21 protein-coding genes are annotated in these 23,036 nt (G+C 70.7%); 15 read left to right on the forward strand and 6 right to left on the reverse strand.

From position 1 onward, the window contains the following. Positions 1-5 precede the first annotated feature (5 nt). The 7 genes from AB0316_RS12090 to AB0316_RS12120 all read left to right on the forward strand — a co-directional run bounded on the left by AB0316_RS12090 (position 6) and on the right by AB0316_RS12120 (position 6,969). A complete protein-coding gene (locus tag AB0316_RS12090; RefSeq protein WP_366273255.1) occupies positions 6-1,133 on the forward strand; it encodes an aminotransferase class V-fold PLP-dependent enzyme in 1,128 nt (375 codons plus the stop codon). Between the two features lie 100 nt (positions 1,134-1,233). After that, a complete protein-coding gene (pyrH, locus tag AB0316_RS12095) occupies positions 1,234-1,962 on the forward strand; it encodes a UMP kinase (protein ID WP_366273256.1) in 729 nt (242 codons plus the stop codon). Between the two features lie 110 nt (positions 1,963-2,072). Continuing rightward, positions 2,073-2,630 carry a ribosome recycling factor gene (gene frr, locus AB0316_RS12100; RefSeq protein WP_366273257.1) on the forward strand — a complete coding sequence of 186 codons (558 nt, stop codon included), beginning with the start codon at positions 2,073-2,075 and terminating at the stop codon, positions 2,628-2,630. Between the two features lie 5 nt (positions 2,631-2,635). Next, positions 2,636-3,646, forward strand: coding sequence for a phosphatidate cytidylyltransferase (locus tag AB0316_RS12105; RefSeq protein ID WP_366273258.1), 1,011 nt, complete (start codon positions 2,636-2,638; stop codon positions 3,644-3,646). Positions 3,647-3,648: 2 nt separating this feature from the next. Continuing rightward, a complete protein-coding gene (locus tag AB0316_RS12110) occupies positions 3,649-4,464 on the forward strand; it encodes an SDR family NAD(P)-dependent oxidoreductase (RefSeq protein WP_366273259.1) in 816 nt (271 codons plus the stop codon). A gap of 15 nt (positions 4,465-4,479) precedes the next feature. Continuing rightward, positions 4,480-5,679, forward strand: a complete 1,200-nt coding sequence (gene rlmN / locus AB0316_RS12115) for a 23S rRNA (adenine(2503)-C(2))-methyltransferase RlmN (protein WP_366273260.1) — start codon at positions 4,480-4,482, stop codon at positions 5,677-5,679. A 93-nt stretch (positions 5,680-5,772) separates the two neighbouring features. Continuing rightward, on the forward strand, positions 5,773-6,969 hold the full coding sequence (locus AB0316_RS12120; protein WP_366273261.1) for a N(5)-(carboxyethyl)ornithine synthase: 1,197 nt from the start codon (positions 5,773-5,775) through the stop codon (positions 6,967-6,969). Between the two features lie 16 nt (positions 6,970-6,985). Here AB0316_RS12120 and AB0316_RS12125 read toward each other — a convergent pair whose 3' ends face one another. Next, positions 6,986-7,990 (reverse strand): helix-turn-helix domain-containing protein, encoded by a 1,005-nt coding sequence (locus AB0316_RS12125; protein WP_366273262.1) that lies wholly within the window; start codon positions 7,988-7,990, stop codon positions 6,986-6,988. 71 nt (positions 7,991-8,061) lie between these two features. Here AB0316_RS12125 and AB0316_RS12130 point away from each other — a divergent pair, with 71 nt between their 5' ends. Then, positions 8,062-9,429, forward strand: a complete 1,368-nt coding sequence (locus tag AB0316_RS12130) for an MFS transporter (RefSeq protein ID WP_366273263.1) — start codon at positions 8,062-8,064, stop codon at positions 9,427-9,429. 4 nt (positions 9,430-9,433) lie between these two features. Further along, a complete protein-coding gene (locus AB0316_RS12135; protein WP_366273264.1) occupies positions 9,434-11,353 on the forward strand; it encodes a propionyl-CoA synthetase in 1,920 nt (639 codons plus the stop codon). Between the two features lie 87 nt (positions 11,354-11,440). On the opposite strand, the gene AB0316_RS12140 is transcribed toward AB0316_RS12135, so the two are convergent. Next, the gene (locus AB0316_RS12140; protein ID WP_366273265.1) at positions 11,441-12,556 is read right to left on the reverse strand and encodes a Rossmann fold nucleotide-binding protein; all 1,116 of its coding nucleotides are present in this window, start codon (positions 12,554-12,556) and stop codon (positions 11,441-11,443) included. Positions 12,557-12,637: 81 nt separating this feature from the next. On the opposite strand from AB0316_RS12140, the gene AB0316_RS12145 reads away from it, so the two are divergent. Next, on the forward strand, positions 12,638-13,576 hold the full coding sequence (locus AB0316_RS12145) for an AEC family transporter (protein ID WP_366273266.1): 939 nt from the start codon (positions 12,638-12,640) through the stop codon (positions 13,574-13,576). 205 nt (positions 13,577-13,781) lie between these two features. Here the strand turns inward: AB0316_RS12145 and AB0316_RS12150 are convergent, their stop codons facing one another. The 4 genes from AB0316_RS12150 to AB0316_RS12165 all read right to left on the reverse strand — a co-directional run bounded on the left by AB0316_RS12150 (position 13,782) and on the right by AB0316_RS12165 (position 17,128). Beyond that, complete coding sequence (locus tag AB0316_RS12150; RefSeq protein ID WP_366273267.1) at positions 13,782-14,153, reverse strand: VOC family protein; 372 nt, start codon at positions 14,151-14,153, stop codon at positions 13,782-13,784. 89 nt (positions 14,154-14,242) lie between these two features. Continuing rightward, positions 14,243-15,010 carry a hypothetical protein gene (locus tag AB0316_RS12155; protein WP_366273268.1) on the reverse strand — a complete coding sequence of 256 codons (768 nt, stop codon included), beginning with the start codon at positions 15,008-15,010 and terminating at the stop codon, positions 14,243-14,245. Positions 15,011-15,188: 178 nt separating this feature from the next. Beyond that, positions 15,189-16,628, reverse strand: a complete 1,440-nt coding sequence (locus tag AB0316_RS12160) for an aspartate aminotransferase family protein (protein WP_366273269.1) — start codon at positions 16,626-16,628, stop codon at positions 15,189-15,191. Next, positions 16,625-17,128, reverse strand: a complete 504-nt coding sequence (locus AB0316_RS12165; RefSeq protein WP_366273270.1) for an Lrp/AsnC family transcriptional regulator — start codon at positions 17,126-17,128, stop codon at positions 16,625-16,627. Before AB0316_RS12165 ends, AB0316_RS12160 begins: the two co-directional genes overlap by 4 nt. A gap of 113 nt (positions 17,129-17,241) precedes the next feature. On the opposite strand from AB0316_RS12165, the gene AB0316_RS12170 reads away from it, so the two are divergent. The 5 genes from AB0316_RS12170 (at position 17,242) to AB0316_RS12190 (ending at position 23,033) form a co-directional block, all read left to right on the forward strand. Continuing rightward, entirely contained in the window at positions 17,242-18,690 is a 1,449-nt protein-coding gene (locus AB0316_RS12170; RefSeq protein ID WP_366273271.1) for a gamma-aminobutyraldehyde dehydrogenase, read from the forward strand. Positions 18,691-18,824: 134 nt separating this feature from the next. Next, positions 18,825-20,051, forward strand: coding sequence for a spermidine/putrescine ABC transporter substrate-binding protein (locus tag AB0316_RS12175; protein WP_366273272.1), 1,227 nt, complete (start codon positions 18,825-18,827; stop codon positions 20,049-20,051). 3 nt (positions 20,052-20,054) lie between these two features. After that, positions 20,055-21,239: an ABC transporter ATP-binding protein gene (locus AB0316_RS12180; RefSeq protein ID WP_366273273.1), complete on the forward strand. Its 1,185-nt coding sequence runs from the start codon at positions 20,055-20,057 to the stop codon at positions 21,237-21,239. A 5-nt stretch (positions 21,240-21,244) separates the two neighbouring features. Beyond that, entirely contained in the window at positions 21,245-22,228 is a 984-nt protein-coding gene (locus AB0316_RS12185; protein ID WP_366273274.1) for an ABC transporter permease, read from the forward strand. Between the two features lies 1 nt (position 22,229). Continuing rightward, positions 22,230-23,033 (forward strand): ABC transporter permease, encoded by an 804-nt coding sequence (locus AB0316_RS12190; RefSeq protein ID WP_366273275.1) that lies wholly within the window; start codon positions 22,230-22,232, stop codon positions 23,031-23,033. Positions 23,034-23,036 lie beyond the last annotated feature (3 nt).

A 23,036-nucleotide genomic window follows, 5' to 3' on the forward strand; every position in this document is an offset into this window, starting at 1 on the left:
GCCGCGTGCGTCGCGACATCGCCGAGCTGTTCGAGCTCGACCCGGACCTGACCCACCTCAACCACGGAGCGTTCGGGGCGGTCCCTCGCTCGGTGCGCGAGGCCCAGGAGCGGGCCCGGGCCGGCATCGAGCGCGCCCCCATGCGCGCCTTCCGTGACGAGCTGCCCGTCCAGCTCGCGCACGCACGGCAGGCGGCCGCCGCGTTCCTCGGGGTGCCGGAGGACTCGACCGCCTTGGTGCGCAACGTGACCGAGGCGGTCGGCGTGGTGGCGCAGGGCCTGGGCCTCGGGCCCGGTGACGACGTCGTCGTCAGCAGCCACGGCTACCTGACTGCCGGCTGGTCCGTCGAGGTGCGCGGCGCCGCACTCCGCACCGCCAGCTTCCCCGTCGACGCCGACCCCGGGGACGTCGTGGCCGCATTCGCCGCCGCGGTGACCGACCGCACCCGCCTCGTCGTCATCGACCAGATCACCTCGCCGACGGCGCTCGTGCTCCCCGTGGCCGACGTGGTGGCGGCGGTGGCGCCGGTGCCGGTCCTCGTCGATGCCGCGCACGTGCCCGGCTCGCTGCCCGGGGTGGACATCGAGTCCCTGGGCGTCGCCTTCTGGTCCGGCAACCTGCACAAGTGGGCGTACGCGCCGCGTGCCGCGGCCGCGCTCTGGGCCGCTCCGGAGCACCGCGAGTCGCTCCGCCCGCTCGTCACGTCCTGGAGCCACGGACTGCCCTACCCGGAGCGCTTCGACCTGCAGGGCACCGTCGACCACTCGGCGTGGCTCGCCGTCCCCGAGGGCATCGCGGCCTGGGAGGCGCTCGGCGGCTGGGAGCAGGTCGGGCGCAACGCGGAGCTGCTGGCCAGTGGAGTGGAGGTCGTGCGGGACGCTCTCGGCACGCCCGACCCGCTCGGCGGCATACCCTCGGCTCCTTGCCTGCGGCTGGTGGCGCTCCCGGAGGGCGTCGCCACGACGACGGAGTCGGCCGACGCGCTGTGGCAGCGGCTCTACTACGCGGGTTTCGTCGTGCCCCCGGTCGCCTTCGCAGGTCGCGGCTACCTGCGGCTGGCCGCGGCCCCCTACAACGACGAGGACGACTACACGCGCCTCGCCGCGGCTCTGCCACGGGTCCTCGAGGGCTGACTCCCGCCGGCCCACTTCGCCCCTCGATGCGGCCGATGCCCGGGGGATGTGGAAAGATCGACCGACCGCCGGAACGCTGCCCACGAGGAGGCCCTGCGCCATGACAGATGCCCAGACGACCCCCTTCCACCGGGTCCTTCTCAAGCTCTCCGGTGAGGTGTTCGGCGGAGGCCGCATCGGCCTCGACCCGGCCGTCGTGTCCGGCATCGCCAAGCAGATCGCCGAGGCCGTCCACCAGGGCGTCGAGGTCGCCGTCGTCATCGGCGGAGGCAACTTCTTCCGCGGCGCCGAGCTGCAGCAACGGGGGATGGACCGCACCCGCGCCGACTACATGGGCATGCTCGGCACCGTCATGAACTGCCTCGCCCTGCAGGACTTCCTCGAGAAGGAGGACGTCGAGACCCGCGTGCAGTCCGCGATCGCGATGCAGCAGGTGGCCGAGCCGTACATCCCGCGACGCGCCATCCGCCACCTCGAGAAGCACCGGGTCGTCATCTTCGGAGCCGGCGCCGGCATGCCGTTCTTCTCGACCGACACGGTCAGCGCCCAGCGCGCCCTCGAGATCAAGTGCGACGCCGTGCTCATCGCCAAGAACGGCGTCGACGGCGTCTACGACTCCGACCCGCGCACCAACCCCGAGGCGAAGAAGCTCGAGACGCTCACCTTCAACGACGCCATCGCCGAGGGGCTCAAGGTGGTCGACGCAGCCGCCTTCAGCCTCTGCATGGAGAACAAGCTGCCGATGGTCGTCTTCGGCATGGAGGGCGCGGGAAACATCACGCGCGCCCTGCTCGGTGAGAAGATCGGCACGCTGGTCACCAACGCCTGAACGCCAGGTCGCCGCGCCCGGTCGGCGGCGACGACGCGGCCGGCGCCACACCGCATACGAACACGCTGAGCACGACCACGAACGAACGAGGACGAGGAAACCCAAGAGCCATGATCGAAGAGACGATGTTCGAGGCCGAGGAGAAGATGGACAAGGCCGTCGAGGTCCTCAAGGAGGACTTCGCGGGCATCCGCACCGGCCGCGCCAACCCGGGCCTGTTCAACAAGCTCACGGTCGAGTACTACGGCGCCCCGACGCCGCTGCAGCAGCTGGCCTCGTTCCAGAACCCCGAGCCTCGCACCATCCTCGTCATCCCCTTCGACAAGTCGGCCATGCACGCCATCGAGCGCGCCATCCGCGACTCCGACCTCGGGGTCAACCCGAGCAGCGACGGCAACCAGATCCGCTGCGTCATGCCGGAGCTGACCGAGGAGCGCCGCAAGGAGTACATCAAGCTCGCGAACCACAAGGCCGAGGAGGCCCGCGTCTCGGTGCGCAACATCCGGCGCAAGGCCAAGACCGACCTCGACAAGCTCGTCAAGGACGGCGAGGTCGGCGAGGACGACGGCACGCGCGCCGAGAAGGAGCTCGACGGGCTCACGAAGAAGCACACCGACCTCGTCGACACCCTCGTCAAGGCCAAGGAGACCGAGCTGCTCGAGGTGTGACCTCGGTGCTCGACCAGGAGATGACGACCGACCAGCCGTCGGAGCCCGTGGATCCGGCGCGGCCACCGGATGCCGTGGGCGACGGCGCCGACGCGACCGACGGCGCAGACGGCGGTCACGGGCCGCTCGAGCCGGTTCCCTACGACCCGGCCCTCGACGAGTCGGCTGGGCTGCCGCCCGAGGTGGTCCTCGAGAAGAAGCAGAGCCGCGCCGGACGCAACCTGCCGGCCGCGATCGGCGTGGGCGTCGGGCTCGGTGTCCTCATCATCGCGACCCTGCTCATCCGCAAGGAGTCGTTCCTGCTGCTCGTCGCGGTCGCGGTCGGCATCGGCCTCTGGGAGCTGCGGGCCGCGCTGCGGCACGCCGCCGTGGAGGCGCCGCTCGTCCCCCCGCTGGTCGGTCTGGTCGGGATGCTCTGGGCGGCCTACGTCCACGGACCGGCCGGCCTGCTCGTGGCGTGGGCGCTGACGGGCCTGGCCGTGGTGCTCTGGCGCGGCGCCGGACGCCGCGAGGGCGCCGGCCGCGACGTCCTGGGCGGGGTCTTCATCTCGACCTACCCGACCTTCCTCGTCGGCTTCGCCGTGCTGCTGCTCGCGCCGCCCGACGGGGTGGGCCGGATGTTCGTCTTCCTCATCACGACCGTGTGCAGCGACGTCGGGGGGTATGCCGCGGGCGTCCTCTTCGGCAAGCACCCCATGGCGCCCACCATCAGTCCGAAGAAGTCCTGGGAGGGCTTCGCCGGCTCGGTCGTGCTGTGCGTCGTGGGGGGCTCGATCACCGTGCACCTGCTGCTCGACCACTCGTGGGTCATCGGCCTCGCGCTCGGCGTCGGGGTCGCGATCGCGGCCACCATCGGCGACCTCATGGAGTCGCTGATCAAGCGCGACCTCGGCATCAAGGACATGTCCAACGTCCTTCCCGGGCACGGCGGAGTCATGGACCGGCTCGACTCGATGGTCGTCGTGGCGCCCATCGTGTGGGCGGTGCTGACCCTGCTGGCAGCCAAGCCGGTCTGATCGTGTCCACCACGCCCTTCGGTCAGGTCGGCCGCGTCGCCCTCGTCACCGGTGCGGGCAGCCCCGAGGGGATCGGCCTCGCCACGGCCCGCCTGCTGGGGCGGCTGGGTGCGCAGGTGCTGCTGGCAGCCACCACCGAGCGTGTGCACGACCGTGCCACGGAGCTGGGGCAGGACGGCGTCGCGGCCAGCGGCTTCGTCGGCGACCTCACCGACGCGGCCGTTGCGCAGGCGCTCGTCGAGACCTGCCTGCAGCGCCACGGCCGCCTCGACGTCGTCGTCACCAACGCCGGCATGACCAGTGCCGCCGACCCCGACACCCTCGGCGGCGACCTGCTCGCGACCGACCCCGAGCGCTGGCGCCGCTCGCTCGCCCGCAACCTCGACACGGCATACCTCGTCAGCCGGGCGGCGCTGCCGCACCTGCGCGCCTCGGGGAGCGGGCGGCTCGTGCTCGTCAGCAGCGTGACCGGCGGCGTCATGGCCATGCGGGCCGAGGTCGCCTACGCCACCGCCAAGGCCGGGATGGTCGGCCTGACGCGCGCCCTGGCCGTCGACGAGGGACCGCACGGGGTCACCGTCAACGCCGTCGCGCCCGGCTGGGTGGCGACCGGCTCGCAGACCGACGACGAGGCCCGCGAGGGGCTCGCCACCCCGGTGGGACGGTCCGGCACTGCCGACGAGGTGGCGGTGGCCGTCGCCTTCCTCGCCAGCCGCGAGGCGTCCTACGTCACGGGTCAGGTGCTCGTCGTCGACGGCGGCAACGCCGTGTCCGAGCAGCGCGCGGCCGCGCCGCCCGCTCGTTTTGACTCGGCCTGAGACACTGGAGGGGAGATGACTGAGACCTCCGCCCCCGCCCCCGAGCCGGCACCCGTCGCGCTGCCCGAGCCGACGACGACGCGCCCCCAGCCGGGGCAGCTGACCTTCACGGCCCCCCGCCGCGGCAAGCCGCCGCGCCACCTCGCCGACTTCGCGCCGGCCGAGCGCAAGGAAGCCGTCGAGTCGCTGGGCCACAAGGGCTTCCGCGCCAAGCAGCTCTCGACGCACTACTTCGAGCGCCTCGAGGACGACCCGGAGCAGATGACCGACCTGCCCAAGGCGGTCCGCTCCGAGCTCGTCGCCGACCTGCTGCCCACGCTGCTGACGCCCGTCGTCGAGCGGGTGGCCGACGACGGCCAGACGATGAAGTATGCGTGGCGCCTGCACGACGGTGCCATCGTCGAGTCGGTGCTCATGCGCTACCCGAACCGCGTCACGATCTGCATCTCCAGCCAGGCCGGCTGCGGCATGAACTGCCCCTTCTGCGCGACGGGCCAGGCCGGCCTGACCCGCAACCTGTCGACGGCCGAGATCGTCGAGCAGGTGGTGTGGGCGGCCCGGGCGCTGCGCCGCGGCGAGCTCGCCGGGGGCGACGACGAGGACCGCGAGCACCCGCTCCGGGTCAGCAACGTCGTCTTCATGGGCATGGGCGAGGCGCTGGCCAACTACAAGGCGTCCATCGGCGCCATCCGGCGGCTCACCGACGCGGCCCCCGACGGCCTGGGCATGTCGGCGCGCGGCATCACGATGTCGACCGTCGGTCTCGTGCCGGGCATCGACAAGCTGACGGCCGAGGGCATCCCGGTCACCTTGGCGCTGTCGCTGCACGCCCCCGACGACGAGCTGCGCAACGAGCTCGTGCCGATCAACACCCGGTGGTCCGTCGACGAGGCACTCGACGCGGCCCACCGCTACTACGAGACGACCGGGCGTCGAGTGTCCATCGAGTACGCCCTCATCCGCGACATCAACGACCAGGGTTGGCGCGCAGACCTGCTGGGGGAGAAGCTCGCCCGGCGCGGCAAGGGCTGGGTGCACGTCAACCCCATCCCGCTCAACCCGACGCCGGGCTCGAAGTGGACCGCCTCGCGCCCGGGAGTCGAGCAGAACTTCGTCGAGCGGCTGCGCGCCCACGGCATCCCCACCACCATCCGCGACACGCGCGGCCAGGACATCGACGGGGCCTGCGGCCAACTCGCTGCGGCCACCGCCTGACCTGCGTAGGCTGGCGAGCAGAGGCAGTGCCCCGGCGCGGGCGCTGGTGGACGGGGCACCGGGCGGGGCGCGTGTTCGCCAGGAGGTGCGCCCATGGTCCAGTCCCTCGTCGAGCCGGTCCCGCCCGGTGGTCCCGTCACGTCGTTCGAGCTCAGTGTCGGGCTGCTGGGACGCTCGCTGAAGGAGAACGAGCACCGGCTGCCGCTGCATCCGCGGCACTTCGACCGGATCCCCGCCGCGCTGCGCGAGGGGATCGTCGTGGAGCACGGCTACGGGGAGCGGTTCGGCGTGGCCGACGACGAGCTCGAGCGCTACGTCGGCGGGTTCGGCACCCGTGAGGAGCTCGTGCGGCGCTGCGACGTGGTCCTGGTGCCGAAGCCGCTGATCGCCGACATCGAGGGCCTGCGCATCGGGCAGGTGCTGTGGGGGTGGCCACACTGCGTGCAGGACGCTCAGCTGACCCAGGTGGCCATCGACCGGCAGCTGACGCTCATCGCGTTCGAGGCGATGAACCACTGGAATCGGGACGGCTCCTTCAACCTGCACGTCTTCCACAAGAACAACGAGCTCGCCGGCTACTGCTCGGTGCTGCATGCCCTCCAGCTCGCCGGCGTCACAGGCGCGTACGGCCCGCACCGGCGCGCGGTCGTCATCGGCTTCGGCGCGACGGCGCGGGGCGCGGTGACCGCCCTCAACGCCCTGTGCGTCGGGGAGGTCGACGTGCTCACGCACCGGCAGCGCGCAGCCGTGGCCGCCCCGATCCACTCGGCCCGGATCGTGCACTTCGACACCGACGGTACGGGCGGGCGCGTCGGGCACGCGGACACCGAGCACGGACCCGTCGTCCTCGGGGAGTTCCTCGCCGAGCACGACATCGTCGTCAACTGCGTGCTCCAGGACACCGACGCGCCGCTGCTCTTCATGACCGACGACGACCTCAAGCGGATGGCACCGGGCAGCATCGTCATCGACGTGTCCTGCGACGAGGGGATGGGCTTCAGCTGGGCACGCCCGACGAGCTTCGCCGACCCCACCTTCATGGTGGGCGAGCACGTGCTCTACTACGCCGTCGACCACAGCCCCTCCTACCTGTGGGACGCCGCCACGTGGGAGATCAGCGAGGCGCTGCTGCCCTTCCTGCCCGTCGTGATGGGCGGCCCCGATGCGTGGGACCGGTCCCCGACGATGCGCCGCGCCATCGAGATCCGGGGCGGCGTCGTCCAGAACCCGGCCATCCTGTCGTTCCAAGGCCGCTCGCCCGTCCACCCACACCTGCCGCTCGCCACGTGACCAGTGGCTCTCCGGCTCAGGCCGGCTCCGCCCTGTAGGTGCGGCGGTAGGCCAGCGGGGACAGGCCGACCGCCACGGACAGGTGCTGGCGCAGTGATGCGCTGGTGCCGAAGCCGGCCGCGGCAGCGACGCGGTCGACGGGCAGGTCGGTGGTCTCGAGCAGGTGTCGCGCCCGGTCGACCCGGGCCCGGGCGAGCCACGCGCCCGCCGTCTCGCCGGTCTCCTCGCGGAAGCGCCGGGTGAAGGTCCGGACGCTCGTCCCGGCGTGACGAGCCATGTCGCGCAAGCTGATCGGCTCGTCGAGATGCTCCAGCGCCCAGGCGCGGGTCGGTCCCGTGCCCGCGTCCGACTCGCGCGGGACGGGTCGGTCGATGAACTGGGCCTGGCCGCCGGCCCGCCACGGCGCCACGACCGCCCCGCGGGCGACACGGTTGGCGGCCTCGGTGCCGAGGTCCGAGCGGAGCACGTGGAGGAGCAGGTCGATGCCGGCGGCGTTGCCGGCTGAGGTGAGCACGTCACCGTGGTCGACGTAGAGCACGTCGGGGTTCAGCTGCACCTGCGGGAAGTGTCGCCGGAACGCGTCGGCGTGGCACCAGTGCGTCGTGGCCTCGCGCCCGTCGAGCTTGCCGAGCGCCGCGAGGACGAAGGCGCCGGTGCAGATCGACAGCCAGCGCGCGTCCGGTCGGGCCGTCGCGGCGAGGGCGCGCAGCTCGTCGGGCAGGGCCCCGGTGGCGACGATCTCGCCGTTGATGCCGGGCACGACGATGGTGTCGGCGCGGGCGATCTCGGTGTTCCGGTGGGTCGGCAGGACGGCATACCCCGCCGAGGTCGTGACCGGGCCGTCGTCGAGCGTCACCAGGCGTACGTCGTAGGGGGCCGGGGCGCCCGTGGCCGGTCCGGGCCAGCCCGGGTCGAGGGCACTCGCGCGCAGGAACCGGTGGGGGAGACCGACCTCGAAGGCGATGGCCGTGTCGAGGGCCAGGACCACGACGAGGTGAGGAGGGCCGGGCTCGTGTCGCATGGCCAGATCTTTGCACATGATGTCCGTCTGGCCACTCGTCTGCCGGGCAGGCAGGCCTGAGGATGGGGCCTGTGAGCCTCACGAACCGACAGCCCGCCGCCGACGAGACCCTCCCCGGCGGCCTGCAGCCTCCTACCCCACGACACCGCATCCACCCGGCGTGGTGGGTCGCGGTCGTCACGTTCCTGACCATCATCGGAGCGGCCGGGTTCCGGTCGGCCCCGGGCGTCCTCATGACGCCGCTGCACGACGAGTTCGGCTGGCCCATGGGCGTCATCGGGGGTGCCGTCTCCGTCAACCTCGTCCTCTTCGGGCTGGCGGCGCCCTTCTCGGCAGCCCTCATGGAGCGTCTCGGCATCCAGCGTGTCATCGCCGTCGCGCTCGTCCTCGTCAGCGTCGGGTCGCTGCTGCCGATCTGGATGACGCAGTCGTGGCAGCTCGTCCTGTGCTGGGGCATCGTCGTGGGCCTCGGCACCGGTGCCATGTCGATGGGCCTGGTCGCGACCGTCACGGGACGCTGGTTCGTCGAACGGCGCGGCCTCGTCACCGGCATCCTCACTGCCGCCGGAGCGACCGGCCAGTTGGTCTTCCTGCCCGTGCTGGCCTGGCTCGCCGCGCACCACGGCTGGCGCAGCGCGGCCGTCACCACGGCCGCCGCGGCGATGGCCGTCGTCCCCGTCGTGCTGTGGAAGCTGCACGACCACCCCAGCGTGCTCGGCCTCACCGCCTTCGGGGCGCGCACCGGCACACCGGTGGCACGTCCGCCCCGCCCCACGGGTCACCCCGCTCGCCTTGCCCTCGACACGCTGCGCCACGCCGCCCGCACCCGGGTCTTCTGGCTGCTCGCCGGGAGCTTCGCCGTGTGCGGAGCCTCGACCAACGGCCTCGTCGGCACCCACTTCATCCCCGCCGCGCACGACCACGGCATGCCGACGACGACGGCCGCCAGCCTGCTCGCGCTCGTCGGGATCTTCGACGTCGTCGGCACGATCTTCTCCGGCTGGCTGACCGACCGGGTCGACCCCCGGGTCCTGCTCGCGGCCTACTACACGCTCCGCGGCGGGTCGCTGTTCCTGCTCCCGTCGCTGTTCAGCGACACCATGCACGTCAACATGCTCGCCTTCGTCCTCTTCTACGGGCTCGACTGGGTCGCGACGGTGCCGCCGACGATCGCCCTGTGCCGCAGTGCCTACGGCGACCGGGCGCCGATCGTCTTCGGCTGGGTCTTCGCCTCCCACCAGCTCGGTGCCGCCGCCGCAGCACTCGGCGCGGGGCTCGTCCGTGACCACCTCGGCACCTACACGCTTGCTTGGTACGTGGCGGGCGCCCTCTGCCTCGCGGCCGCCGGGATGTGCGTCGCGATCACGGCGGCTCGTCTGTCAGATGCGTCACCTCGACGCAGCCGCTCTGGCGCGCTCGACGACTCGGCGGCACAGTGAGCCCATGAGCGACGGCGCGGCGACGGCATACCAGAGCATCTACGACGCGAGCCTGCGGGACCCGGAGGCGTTCTGGCGGGAAGCCGCCGGCGCGATCGACTGGGTGACCACGCCGACGCGCATCCTCGACGACACGAGACCGCCCTTCTACCGGTGGTATCCCGACGCCGAGCTCAACGTGTGCTTCAACGCCGTCGACCGCCACGTCCTCGCCGGGCGCGGCGACCAGCCCGCGATCCGCTACGACTCACCGGTGACGGGCACCAAGGCGACGATCACGTACGCCGAGCTGCTCGACCGCGTGTCGCGCTTCGCCGGTGCCCTCGAGGGGCTCGGCGTCGAGAAGGGTGACCGGGTCGTCATCTACATGCCGATGGTGCCCGAGGCGGTCGTCGCCATGCTCGCCTGCGCACGGCTCGGCGCCGTGCACTCCGTGGTCTTCGGTGGCTTCGCCCCGCAGGAGCTCGCGGCGCGCATCGAGGACGCCGAGCCGAAGGTCGTCGTCAGCGCCAGCTGCGGGGTCGAGCCCTCCCGCATCGTGGAGTACAAGCCCATGCTCGACGAGGCGCTGCGCCGCAGCAGCCACAAGCCCGAGTCGGTCATCGTGCTGCAGCGTGAGCAGTCGCCGGCCGAAGTGGGGGAACGCGACACGGACTGGGAGGAGATGACCTGGGACGAGGTGTACGCCGACGCGCCGGCAGCCGAGTGCACCACCGTCGCGGCGACCGACCCGCTCTACATCCTCTACACCTCCGGGACGACCGGGAAGCCGAAGGGGATCTACCGCGACAGCGGCGGCTACGCCGTGGCGCTGCGGTGGTCGATGGCCAACATCTACGACGTGGCGCCCGGCGAGACGATGTTCACCGCGAGCGACGTCGGCTGGGTGGTCGGGCACTCCTACATCGTCTACGCGCCACTGCTCACCGGGGCGACGACGGTCCTCTACGAGGGCAAGCCGGTGGGCACGCCCGACGCGGGGGCGTTCTGGCGCGTCATCGAGGAGTACGGCGCGGTCTGCCTCTTCACCGCCCCGACCGCCTTCCGCGCCATCAAGAAGGAGGACTCGACCGCCTCCAAGCTCGCCGAGCACGACCTCTCGCGATTCCGGGCGCTCTTCCTCGCGGGGGAGCGGCTCGACCCCGACACGTATGAATGGGCCTCGGCAGCCCTGGGGAAGCCGGTCATCGACAACTGGTGGCAGACCGAGACCGGGTGGCCGATCGCCGCCAACCCCGAGGGGATCGAGCTCCTGCCCATCAAGGCGGGCTCACCCACCGTCGCCGTGCCGGGCTACGACGTGCAGGTGCTCGACGGGTCGGGCGACCCGGTGGCGCCCGGGGTCGAGGGAGCCATCTGCATCAAGCTGCCGATGCCGCCGGGCACCCTGCCCACGCTGTGGGGCGACGACGACCGCTACGTCAGCTCCTACCTGTCGGCCTACCCCGGCTACTACCTCACGGGCGACGGCGGCTACCTCGACGAGGACGGCTACCTCTACGTCATGGGCCGCACCGACGACGTGCTCAACGTCGCCGGGCACCGGCTCTCCACCGGCTCGCTCGAGGCGGCCCTCGCCGGACACGAGGCGGTGGCCGAGTGCGCCGTCATCGGTGTGCACGACGACCTGAAGGGGCAGGTGCCACGGGCGCTCGTCGTGCTGAAGTCCGGCGTCGACGCCGACGGCGACGGCGACCGTATCAAGCGCGAGCTCGTCGCCCGGGTGCGCGCAGAGGTCGGCCCGGTCGCCGCCCTGCACCAGGTCGACATCGTCGGGGCGCTGCCGAAGACCCGATCGGGCAAGATCCTGCGCAAGACGATGCGCGAGCTCGCCGACGGCCACACCCCGGCGGTCCCGGCGACCATCGAGGACCCGGCCGTCCTCGAGACCCTGACCCCGGTGCTGCGCGGGCCGTCCGCCTGACCTGCACCTCTCGAACGCGGCGTTCGGTTGCGAACCACGTGTTGTAACAGTGCGTTCGGCACCGAACGCCGCGTTCGGTGAGGAAGCTCAGGGGGTGGGGGAGGGCAGCAGGGCGAGCACCTCGTCGATCTCGTCGACGAGGTGGATCGCCTCCGCCATCGGGCGTCCGGCCGCGATGGCCGTCAGCACCGGCCACACCGGCACGCGCTCGGTCCAGTGCTCCCTGCCGACGAGCACGAGCGGTGGCAGCGGCCCCTCGTCGGCGGCGTAGTAGAGCGGGGTCACGGACTGGAAGATCTCCTGCACGGTGCCGGCGGCGCCGCCGAGCACGACGACACCGGCGTTGGACCGTGCGAGCAGGCCCTCCTCACGGATGGCGTTGGAGAAGTACTTGGCGATCACGTCGCAGAACACGTTGGGCGGCTCGTGGCCGTAGAACCACGTGGGGATGCCGAGCGACCGTGCGCTCGGGCCCAACGTGTCCGAAGGGACCGGCGGCTCGTCCCCGACGACCGCAAGCCTGGCCGACAGCGCCGACTCGGCCCACGTGGTGATGTCCGAGCGGAAGCCCGGGACCGTCGCGATGCGACCGATCGCGTCCTCGACAGCGGGCCGGCTGCGGCACAGGGCGCCGAGGTTCGCCGCCTCCATCGCGCCCGGGCCGCCTCCGGTGGCCACGAGGTGCCCCTCCTCGGCGAGTGTGTGACCGAGGTCCGCGGCGCTCGCGTATGCCGCCGAGTCCCTCTGCAGCGCATGCCCGCCCATGATCCCGACCACCGAGCGGCCGAAGACGAACTCGTCGAGGTGGTCCGTCACGGAGTCGTCATGGATCGCCCGGACGAGGGTGCAGTACGCGTCGGTGCGCAGGCGCGCGTCGACGAACCACGCATACGCCTTGGCATCGCGGGTGTGGGCGTAGCCGTGTTCGAGCCCCTCGTAGAGGTCGGAGGCGAAGTAGAGGCCGCGCCACGGGTCCACGGGTGCGTCGGCGATGCCCGGGAAGAGGATCGCGCCGCGCTCGAGCAGCAGGTGCGCGACCGGCAGGGGGACCTTCCCGCCGAGCACCACGAGGCCGGTCAGGTCGCCGTCGGCCGCCAGCCGGTCGCCGTAGCCGGTGAGGTCGAGGTCCTGCAGCCGCACGCCACGCAGGCTCTCGCCCGAGGCCAGGTGGTCGTCCAGCTCGGCGAGGGTCTCGATCTCCATGCCGCTCATCCTGCCCGCCGGAGGGGCACCGGACGTGGACCCGCGCGTGGTGCGGCCCGTGCCCGCTGCAAGGATCTGCCCATGGTCGGGGTGCTGGAGGGGTTCGCGACGATCGCGGTCATCGTGGCGGTCGGCTGGGTGCTCGCGGACCGCCGGATCCTCGACGAGTCGGCCCAGGTCAACCTCTCGCGCCTCGCCTTCTACGTCGCGTCACCGGCGCTGTTGCTGACCGTCATGCAGCGAACCCCCCTCGGCGCGGTGCTGTCGGCCAACCTGGTGACCTCGTTGCTGAGCTTCCTCGTGGTCGTCTGCCTCTACCTGCTGCTCGTCCGGCTGCGCTGGGCCGCGGGCACTCTCGGGTCACGCCTCATCGGGAGTCTCTCCGCGGCGTACGTCAACGCGGGCAACCTCGGCATCCCCATCGCGCTCTACGTCCTCGGGGACGTCGCCTGGGTGGCTCCCACGCTGCTGATGCAGCTGCTGCTCATCACCCCTGTCTCCATGGCGCTCTTCGACAGCGACGCACGCGGTGAGCGGCCGACGTTGGGGCGCAGCCTCGGTCGGATGTTCCGCAACCCGATCACGCTCGGTGCCGTTGCGGGTCTGCTCATCGCGGTGCTCGATCTGCACCTGCCGCGCGTCGTCGCCGCCCCGATCGACCTGCTCGGCGCCATGGCGGTGCCCTCGATGCTCGTGGCGTTCGGAATCTCGCTGCGCCGTGGGCCGCGCCCGGCATCGGGCAGCTCGGCCGGCCACGTGTGGTCGATCGTCGTCCTCAAGACGCTCGTCATGCCTGCCGTCGCGCTGGCCATCGGCATGTCACTCGGCCTGCGTGGGCAGCCGCTCTTCGCCGTCGTCGTGACGGCTGCCCTGCCGACGGCGCAGAACATCTTCACGTATGCCGTCCGCTACCGCCGCGAGGTGGCGCTCGCCCGCGACGTCATCTTCGTCAGCACCTTCGCCTCCGTGCCCGTCATCCTCGGCATCGCCGCGCTCTTCCACGCCCTCGCCGGCGTCTGAGCCGCCGTCCGCGTCCCCTCGAGAGCGCGTCCCGCCACAGTCGAGAGCGCGTCCCGCCACAGTCGAGAGCGCGTCCCGCCACAGTCGAGAGCGTGTCCCGCCACAGTCGAGAGCGCCCAGTCTCACACGTGTGGGACTGAGCGCGCTCTCGAGTGGGACTGAGCGCGCTCGTGTGGGACTGAGCGCGCTCTCGTGTGGGTGGAGTTCAGGCCCAGTTGGCTGCCTGGGTGAGGCAGAAGGGGTGGCCGCTGGGGTCGAGCAGGACCCGCCACGTCTCGCCGGGCTGCTCCTCGGGCAGGGTGGCACCCGCCTGCACGCACTCGGCAGCGGCCGCGTCGAGGTCGTCGACGGCGAGGTCGAGGTGGAACTGCTTGGTGCCGTGCTCGTTGGGCCAGCTCGGCGGCTCGTGGTCCTCGACGAGACCAAGACCCAGTGCGACACCGGAGGGTCCGGTCAGCATGGCGTACTCGTCCTGCACGTGCGCCACCTCCCAGGCGAGCACGGCCGACCAGAAGGCCGCGTCGCGCCGGGGGTCGGAGCTGTCGAGGTTGATCATCTTGAGGGCGGCGATCGCCATGGCCTGCGCCTTTCGTCGGGGAGGGTGTCAACGCAAGCGTGCCCCTCGGCGCGGGCCCTGTCTTGGACAATCCCGACACCACTCGCCGCTCAGAAGTCGCCGAAGCCTCCGCCCCCGAAGTCCCCTCCACCGAAGTCACCGCCGAAGTCGCCGAAGTCCGAGCCGCTCCCGTAGTCACCGCCGGCCAGGTCGGAGCCGCCGTCGACGGAGCTGCTGTCGTTGAAGCTTCCTGCGTCCTGGGTGCCGCCGGCGTCGTCGCCGCCACCGGAGTCGCCCGACCCGGAGTCGCCACCGTTGTCACCGTTGCCGCCGTCGTCGTTGTTGCCGTAGTCGCCCATCTCGTGAGCCTCCGGCGAGGAGTCGAAACCGTCGAGCATCATGTCCGCCAGCGCGGATCCGACGACGACGCCGGCGATGGTGCCGAGCATGGAGCCGGCGAACATCCCGCCCATTCCCATCCCGCCCATGCCGCCGAAACGGCCGCCGGCGAAAGCGCCCTGGAGGTAGCCAGGCCGGCTCATCTCGGCGCGGGTCGCGCTGCGGGCCAGGTCGACCGGCTGGTCGCTGCGGGGACGCTCGCTCTCGGGCAGGTCCTCGGTGAGGCGCTGCAGCACCATCTGACGCTGCTCGGGCGAGAGCCTGGCGAAGGCGTCCGCGTGCACGCGCTCGATGTCCTCCGGGTCGGCAGTGCGCAGGAGGTACCGGTAGCGGGCGATGGCGCGCTCATCCTCGCTGGAGGCGCCTCCTCGCGGGCTCGGAACGGCATACGGCTGCCCGGTGGGTGGCGGCTGCTGGGTTCGCGGGGTGGCTTGCTGCTGCAGCGGTTCGCGGCCCAGCAGGCGGTCGAGGAATCCCATGTCGTTGCTCCTTGTGCGTCGGCGTCGCAGTCATCGGATACCTACCCCAACGAACGGCCGGCCCGTGCGTTCCGCAGGTGCGCGGCCCCCGAATCCGTCGCGGGAAGCACGAAGCCACCCGCGGAACGGGTGGCTTCGTGGTTGCGCGCCTCACGGCATACGCAGGCGGTGGTTGGTCTCAGAGGTGGTTCTCCGCCTCGACGAGCACCGAGCGCAGTCGCGACTCGATGTCGTCGAACTGCTCGGGGCCCATGATCAGCGGCGGCGCGAGCTGGATGACCGGGTCGCCACGGTCGTCGGCCCGGCAGTAGAGACCGGCGTCGAAGAGCGCCTTGGAGAGGAAGCCGCGCAGCAGCCGCTCGGATTCGTCGTCGTCGAAGGTCTCGCGGGTGGCCTTGTCCTTGACGAGCTCGATGCCGTAGAAGTAGCCGGCGCCGCGGACGTCACCGACGAGCGGGAGGTCGAGCAGCTTGTCCAGCGTGGCCTTGAAGACCGGGGCGTTCGTCTTGACGCGGTCGTTGAGCCCCTCGCGCTCGAAGATGTCGAGGTTGGCCATCGCGACCGCCGCGGACACCGGGTGGCCGCCGAAGGTGTAGCCGTGCGGGAAGTAGGTGGTGCCCTTGCGGAACGGCTCGAAGAGGCGGTCGCTCGCGATCATCGCGCCGATGGGGGAGTAGCCGCTCGTCATGCCCTTGGCGCACGTGATGATGTCGGGCACGTAGCCGAAGTCGTCGCACGCGAACATCGAGCCGATGCGCCCGAAGGAGCAGATCACCTCGTCGGAGACGAGCAGCACGTCGTACTCGTCGCAGATCTCGCGGACCCGCTCGAAGTAGCCGGCCGGCGGCGGGAAGCAGCCGCCGGAGTTCTGCACCGGCTCGAGGAAGACGGCGGCCACGGTGTCGGGGCCCTCGAACTCGATGGCCTCGGCGATGCGGTCGGCGGCCCAGCGGCCGAACGCCTTCTCGTCGTCGCGCAGGTGCTCGGGGGCGCGGTACATGTTGGTGTTGGGCACCTTGTGGGCGCCGGGCACGAGCGGCTCGAACATCTCCTTGGCCGCCGGGATGCCGGTGATCGAGAGGGCGCCCTGCGGGGTGCCGTGGTAGGCGACCGCGCGGCTGATCACCTTGTGCTTGGTCGGCTTGCCGGTCAGCTTGTAGTACTGCTTGGCCAGCTTCCACGCGGTCTCGACCGCCTCACCGCCACCGGTCGTGAAGAAGACGCGGTTGAGATCGCCCGGCGCGTGGCTCGCGAGCCGCTCGGCCAACTCGATGGCCTTGGGGTGCGCGTAGCTCCACAGCGGGAAGAAGGCGAGGTCCTTGGCCTGCTTCGCCGCCGCCTCGGCGAGCTCCTCACGCCCGTGGCCGGCCTGGACGACGAAGAGGCCCGCGAGCCCGTCGATGTACTCGTTGCCGCGGTCGTCCCAGATCTGCCAGCCCTTGCCCTTGGTGATGATGGGGACCGAGTGGCCGAGGCCGCCGTCGCCGGGGTCCTCGAACACCGAGTGGCGCGTGAAGTGCATCCACAGGTGGTCGCGCGCGGCCTCGGAGTGCAGCGTGCCCGCGGGCGTGCGGTGGTCCGAGGTGGGTTCCCAGACGTCGTTCGGGTTGGTGGTCATCGTGTACCCCAGTTGTAGAGCTGTTTGTTGAGTTTCAGGTAGACGAACGTCTCGGTGGCCGTGACGCCCGGCAACTTGCGGATGCGGCCGGTGAGCAGCTCGAGCAGGTGGTCGTCGTTCTCGCAGACCACCTCGGCGAGCACGTCGAAGCTGCCTGCCGTCGTGACGACGTAGCCGACCTCCTCGATGCCGGACAGGGCCTCGGTGACCGGCGTGATGTCACCGGACACGCGCAGGCCCACCATCGCCTGGCGCTGGAAGCCCACCTGGAGGGGGTCCGTCACCGCGACGATCTGCATGACGTCGGCCTCGAGCAGGCGCTGCACGCGCTGGCGCACGGCAGCCTCGGACAGGCCCACCTCCTGCGCGATGGACGCGTACGACTTGCGGCCGTCGTGCTGAAGCAGCTCGATGATGGTCTTGCTCACCTCGTCGAGGTTGACCGAGGGCTTGCGGGTGCCGTCGCCCCCGTTGCCTGCCACGCCTCGGATGGTCGTCATGTGCCGATACTGACCTGTGGAACGCGGTGTTGGCAAGTGCTGTCACAACGGAATCCGAAGAATTATTGCCACAACCCTTCCTGATTGCGAAGGACTGTGTTTAGCATTCCGGCATGACTTCGCAGCCGCGCCAGCTCCGCAACTTCATCGGTGGCCAGTACGTCGACCCCGAGGGCGACGCGACCGTCGACATCGTCGACCCGTCCACCGCCCAGGTGGTCGCCAAGGCTCCCGTCAGCAGCCAGTCCGACGTCGACCGGGCGTATGCCGCCGCCGCCAAGGCGTTCGAGACCTGGGGTGACACGACCCCCGGCGAACGGCAGTCCGCGCTGCTGAAGTTCGCCGACGCCATCGAGGCCCGCGCCGACGACTTCGTCCGGCTCGAGTCCGAGAACACCGGCAAGCCGCACGCCCTCACCGAGAGCGAGGAGGTGCCGCCGATGCTCGACCAGCTCCGCTTCTTCGCCGGTGCGGCCCGCGTCCTCGAGGGCAAGTCGGCAGGGGAGTACATGAAGGGGCACACCTCCTTCGTGCGCCGCGAGCCCATCGGCGTCGTCGGCCAGGTGACCCCGTGGAACTACCCGATGATGATGGCGATGTGGAAGATCGCCCCGGCGCTCGCCGCGGGCAACACCATCGTCCTCAAGCCCTCCGACACCACGCCCGAGACGACGCTGCTGCTCGCCGAGCTCGCCTCCGAGTTCCTGCCCGAGGGCACCTTCAACGTCGTCACCGGTGACCGCGAGACCGGGCGCATGCTCGTCGAGCACCCCACCCCGGCGATGGTGGCCATCACCGGCTCCGTGCGCGCCGGCATGCAGGTGGCCGAGAGCGCCTCACGCGACCTCAAGCGCGTGCACCTCGAGCTCGGCGGCAAGGCTCCGGTCGTCGTCTTCGACGACGCCGACCTCGAGGCCGCCGTCGAGGGCATCGCCGTCGGTGGCTACTTCAACGCCGGCCAGGACTGCACCGCAGCCACACGCGTGCTCGCCGGGCCCCGAATCCATGACGACTTCGTCGCGGCGCTCGCCGAGTACGCGAAGAACGAGGCGAAGGTCGGTCTGCCGGACGACCCCGACGCGCTGTTCGGCCCGGTCAACAACCCCAACCAGGTCGCGCACGTGTCCGGCATGATCGACCGGCTGCCCGACCACGCCCAGGTGGCCGCCGGTGGGCGCCGCGCCGACGGCCTCGGCGAGGGCTACTTCTTCGAGCCCACCGTGCTGTCGGGCCTGCGCCAGGACGACGAGCAGATCCAGAGCGAGATCTTCGGGCCCGTCATCACGGTGCAGCAGTTCACCGACGAGGCGCAGGCCCTGGCCTGGGCCAACGGGGTGCAGTACGGCCTCGCCTCGTCGGTCTGGACCAAGGACTTCGGCCGGGCCATGCGCATGAGCCGCAAGCTCGACTTCGGCTGCGTGTGGATCAACACGCACATCCCGATCGTCGCCGAGATGCCACACGGCGGCTTCAAGCACTCCGGCTACGGCAAGGACCTGTCGATGTACGGCCTCGAGGACTACACCCGCATCAAGCACGTCATGGCCAACATCGAGTCGTGACCCGACGAGACCCGACGTGACCGGCCGCTCGGGGGCGGCCACCACCCCCCGCGCGGCCGGTTCGCACCTGTTCCGCTGACGACCGCGTCTGCCACCTGCACCCTCCGTCCCCACTCAGCCCCTCAGGAGGACCCATGACGGACAGCCACGACAACCTCGCCTTCCGGGCAGCCCTTGCCCGCGGGATGGTGAGCAGACGCGGCGTCGTGCTCGGACTCGGCGGCTTCGGCATGGCCGCCCTGGCCGGCTGCAGCGTCAAGGGCCGCAACCCCGGCGCCGGCTCCGCCGCGGCCGCGGCGCCCGTCGCCAAGTCGGCACCCGACCAGTCGGCCGCCGAGAAGATCGTCAACTGGAGCAACTGGCCCGAGTACATCGACGTCAACGACAAGACGCAGGCCCGCCCCACCCTCGACGAGTTCAAGAAGCGCTACGGCATCACGGTCAACTACACCGAGGACTACAACGACAACGACGAGTTCTACGCCAAGGTGCGGCCGCTGCTCGCCGCCGGCAAGGACACCGGCCGTGACGTCTGGTGCAGCACCGACTGGATGGTGGCTCGCCTGATCCGCCAGGGCTACGTGCAGAAGATCGACCTCGCGAACTTCCCCAACCACGCCAACATCGAGGACAGCCTCGTCACCGTCGAGTTCGACCCCGGCCGCCTCTACTCGGTGCCGTGGCAGTCGGGCTTCGCGGGAATCGCCTACAACCCCAAGGCGACCGGGGGCAAGAAGGTCGAGTCCGTCGACCAGCTGCTCACCGACCCCGCGCTCAAGGGGAAGGTCACCCTGCTGACCGAGATGCGCGACACCGTCGGGCTGGTCATGCTCGCCATGGGCAAGAGGCTCGAGGACTTCACCGAGGCCGACTTCATGGCGGCGATCGACGAGATCAAGAAGGCCAAGGACGCCGGCCAGATAAAGGGCTTTACCGGCAACGAGTACGGCAAACCCCTCAGCTCCGGCGACACCGCGGCCTGCATGGCCTGGACGGGCGACGTCGTGCAGCTGCAGGCCGACAACCCGTCGCTCGGCTACACGCTGCCCTCCACCGGCTGCACGCTCTGGTCCGACAACTTCGTCATCCCCGGCATGGCCCGGCACAAGGCCAATGCCGAGAAGCTCATCAACTACTACTACGAGCCGGAGGTGATGGCGCAGGTGGTCGACTACGTCAACTACATCTCGCCCGTCCGCGGCACGAAGGCGATCCTCGCCAAGGAGGACCCGGAAGTGGCCAAGAACCCGCTCATCGTCCCGGACCAGAAGACGCTGTCCAAGGCGCACGTCTTCCGCGGCCTCACGGCCGCCGAGGAGACCAAGTTCAACCAGGCGTTCTCCGAGCTGACGGCGGGCTGACCCATGACGACCGAACCGACCACCGAGACGATGACCACCGCCTCCTCCACGTCCTCGACGGCCGCCTCGAGCACCTCGACCGCCTCGAGCGTCACACCCGACCTGCGCCTGCTCGGCGTCAGCAAGGAGTTCGAGGCCTTCACGGCCGTCCAGCCGATGGACCTGACCGTCCCGGGCGGCTCCTTCTTCGCCCTCCTCGGCCCCTCGGGCTGCGGCAAGACCACGACCCTGCGGATGATCGCCGGCCTCGACCAGCCGACCACCGGCCAGATCTTCATCGGCGAGCGCGACATCACCGGCTCGAAGCCCTACCAGCGCAACGTCAACACGGTGTTCCAGTCGTATGCGTTGTTCCCGCACATGACCGTGCTCGAGAACGTCGCCTTCGGGCTGAAGCGCAAGCGCGACAAGGACGCGATGGGCAAGGCGAAGGAGGCGCTCGAGCTCGTCGAGCTCGGGGGCGTCGCCGAGAAGAAGCCCGCGCAGCTCTCCGGTGGCATGCAGCAGCGCGTGGCGCTCGCCCGTGCGCTGGTCAACCGGCCCGACGTGCTGCTGCTCGACGAGCCCCTGGGCGCCCTCGACCTCAAGCTGCGCCGGCAGATGCAGATCGAGCTCAAGCGCATCCAGCAGGAGGTGGGCCTCACCTTCATCCACGTCACCCACGACCAGGAGGAGGCCATGACCATGGCCGACTCCATCGCCGTGATGAACGCCGGGCGCATCGAGCAGCTCGCCGACCCGGCCGCGCTCTACGAACGGCCCACGTCGACGTTCGTGGCCAACTTCCTCGGGCAGTCCAACCTGCTGCTGGCCTCGATCACGGGACCCGCGAGCAACGGTCTGATGCCGGCGACCACGCACGGCAACGACGTCCACGTCGCCGCCGAGCACGTGCCGGACGGCATACGCGACGTATGGATCGGGGTGCGCCCCGAGAAGCTGCGCCTCGGCGAGCAGGGGTCCAACCGGCTGCGGGGCGTCGTCACCGACGCGTCGTTCACAGGAGTGGCGACCCAGTACCTCATCCGGCTCCCGTGGGGCTTCGAGGTCATGCTGATCCAGCAGAACGACGGGTCGGCCCGCGCCACCGTCGGCGAGACGGTCACCGTCTCCTGGGAGCCCGGCCAGGAGTTCGTCCTGGACCAGAACCAGGACCAGGCCGCCGGCGCCCAGATCGAGGAGCTCTGAGCCCCATGGCCGAGGCCACCGTCGACGCACCGAGCGGAGCGGCCGAACCCGTCCGGCCCGCGACGTCGCTCCCCGTGCACCAGCGCCCCCGCCGGCGCCGTCCCCGGCGCAGCTGGGTGCCCTACCTGCTGCTCGCCCCGGGCCTGCTGTGGCTCATCGTCTTCTACATCGCCCCGATGGTCACGACAGCCTCGCTGTCGATGCAGGAGGGCAACGTCGACGACGGCTACACGTTCACCGGCAACGTCGCCATCTTCGCCCACGCCCTCAGCACCTACTGGCCGCAGCTGCTGCGCTCGCTGTTCTACGCGGGCATCGCGACGCTGCTCGCGCTCGTGCTCGGCTACCCGCTCGCGTACTTCATCGCCAGCCGCCGCGGGCGGATGAAGAACATCCTGCTCGTCCTCGTCATCGCCCCGTTCTTCACCAGCTTCCTGATCCGGACGATGGCCTGGCAGACGTTCCTCTCGAGCGAGGGAGGCACGCTGACGACGATCCTGAACTGGCTGCACCTCGGCTTCCTCTTCGACTGGTTCGGCAACGTGCTCCAGTGGATCGGCGCCTCGCCCAACGGGGAGATCCTCTACTCGCCGTGGGCGGTCGTGTGGGGCCTGACCTACAACTTCCTGCCGTTCATGATCCTGCCGCTCTACACCTCGCTCGACCGGCTGGACGGCCGGCTGCTCGAGGCTGCCGGCGACCTCTACGCCACGCCGCGCGAGACCTTCCGGCACGTCACCTGGCCGTTGTCGCTGCCGGGCGTCGTCTCGGGCACGCTGCTGACCTTCATCCCCGCCTCGGGCGACTTCATCAACTCGAGGCTGCTGGGCAACACCAACACCGTGATGATCGGGCAGGTCATCGACAGCCAGTTCCTGCGGGTGCTCGACTACCCGCTCGCCTCGGCGCTGTCGTTCATCCTGCTCATCATCATCCTCGCCCTCGTCATGATCTACGTGCGCCGTGCGGGCACCGAGGAGCTGGTCTGAGATGTCACTGGTCCGATGGTTCCGGCGTCACCTGCTGACCGCCGCGGCGCTGTTCACGATGACGATCCTGCTTCTGCCCAACCTCATCGTGCTCGTCTACTCGTTCAACAAGCCGAACGGGCGCTTCAACATCGAGTGGACGAAGTTCTCGCTCGACGCGTGGACCAACCCGTGCGGCACCCCCGGCATCTGCGACTCGCTGGGGCTCTCGCTCAACATCGGCATCACCGCGTCGATCGTGGCGACGATCCTCGGGACGATGGTGGCCTTCGCGCTGGGCCGGCACCGCTTCCGGGGCCGCGCCGGCACCAACCTGCTCGTCTTCATGCCGATGGCGACCCCCGAGGTCGTCATGGGTGCGAGCCTGCTCGCGCTCTTCCTCAACATCGGCCTGTCGACCGGGCGCACCGCGATCCTCATCGCGCACATCATGTTCTGCGTCAGCTTCGTCGTGGTCGCCGTCAAGGCGCGCGTCGCGACGCTGGACCCGAGGCTCGAGGAGGCGGCTGCCGACCTCGGGGCGGGGCCGGTGTCGACGTTCATGCGGGTGACGCTGCCGCTGGCCGCTCCCGGCATCGCGGCGGGCGCGCTGCTCGCCTTCTCGCTCTCGTTCGACGACTACATCATCACCAACTTCAACGCGAGCCCCGACTCCGTGACGTTCCCGATGTACGTCTGGGGTGCCGCGCAGCGCGGCACGCCCGTGCAGATCAACGTCATCGGAACGGTGATGTTCCTCATCGCCCTGCTGGTCGTCGTCGGCGGTCAGCTGGTCGGTGCCCGACGATCTCGGCAGAGAGCGTGAGAC

This window comes from Terrabacter sp. NPDC080008, assembly GCF_040702505.1.
GTDB lineage: Bacteria > Actinomycetota > Actinomycetes > Actinomycetales > Dermatophilaceae > Terrabacter.

What these genes read in the sequence shown, in the direction of transcription:
- pyrH (WP_366273256.1), top strand. Translation starts at nt 1,234, where the DNA reads ATGACAGATGCCCAGACGACCCCCTTCCACCGGGTCCTTCTCAAGCTC.
- frr (WP_366273257.1), top strand. Translation starts at nt 2,073, where the DNA reads ATGATCGAAGAGACGATGTTCGAGGCCGAGGAGAAGATGGACAAGGCC.
- rlmN (WP_366273260.1), top strand. Translation starts at nt 4,480, where the DNA reads ATGACTGAGACCTCCGCCCCCGCCCCCGAGCCGGCACCCGTCGCGCTG.
- AB0316_RS12120 (WP_366273261.1), top strand. Translation starts at nt 5,773, where the DNA reads ATGGTCCAGTCCCTCGTCGAGCCGGTCCCGCCCGGTGGTCCCGTCACG.
- AB0316_RS12125 (WP_366273262.1), bottom strand. Translation starts at nt 7,990, where the DNA reads ATGCGACACGAGCCCGGCCCTCCTCACCTCGTCGTGGTCCTGGCCCTC.
- AB0316_RS12135 (WP_366273264.1), top strand. Translation starts at nt 9,434, where the DNA reads ATGAGCGACGGCGCGGCGACGGCATACCAGAGCATCTACGACGCGAGC.
- AB0316_RS12140 (WP_366273265.1), bottom strand. Translation starts at nt 12,556, where the DNA reads ATGGAGATCGAGACCCTCGCCGAGCTGGACGACCACCTGGCCTCGGGC.
- AB0316_RS12145 (WP_366273266.1), top strand. Translation starts at nt 12,638, where the DNA reads ATGGTCGGGGTGCTGGAGGGGTTCGCGACGATCGCGGTCATCGTGGCG.
- AB0316_RS12150 (WP_366273267.1), bottom strand. Translation starts at nt 14,153, where the DNA reads ATGGCGATCGCCGCCCTCAAGATGATCAACCTCGACAGCTCCGACCCC.
- AB0316_RS12155 (WP_366273268.1), bottom strand. Translation starts at nt 15,010, where the DNA reads ATGGGATTCCTCGACCGCCTGCTGGGCCGCGAACCGCTGCAGCAGCAA.
- AB0316_RS12160 (WP_366273269.1), bottom strand. Translation starts at nt 16,628, where the DNA reads ATGACCACCAACCCGAACGACGTCTGGGAACCCACCTCGGACCACCGC.
- AB0316_RS12165 (WP_366273270.1), bottom strand. Translation starts at nt 17,128, where the DNA reads ATGACGACCATCCGAGGCGTGGCAGGCAACGGGGGCGACGGCACCCGC.
- AB0316_RS12170 (WP_366273271.1), top strand. Translation starts at nt 17,242, where the DNA reads ATGACTTCGCAGCCGCGCCAGCTCCGCAACTTCATCGGTGGCCAGTAC.
- AB0316_RS12175 (WP_366273272.1), top strand. Translation starts at nt 18,825, where the DNA reads ATGACGGACAGCCACGACAACCTCGCCTTCCGGGCAGCCCTTGCCCGC.
- AB0316_RS12180 (WP_366273273.1), top strand. Translation starts at nt 20,055, where the DNA reads ATGACGACCGAACCGACCACCGAGACGATGACCACCGCCTCCTCCACG.
- AB0316_RS12185 (WP_366273274.1), top strand. Translation starts at nt 21,245, where the DNA reads ATGGCCGAGGCCACCGTCGACGCACCGAGCGGAGCGGCCGAACCCGTC.
- AB0316_RS12190 (WP_366273275.1), top strand. Translation starts at nt 22,230, where the DNA reads ATGTCACTGGTCCGATGGTTCCGGCGTCACCTGCTGACCGCCGCGGCG.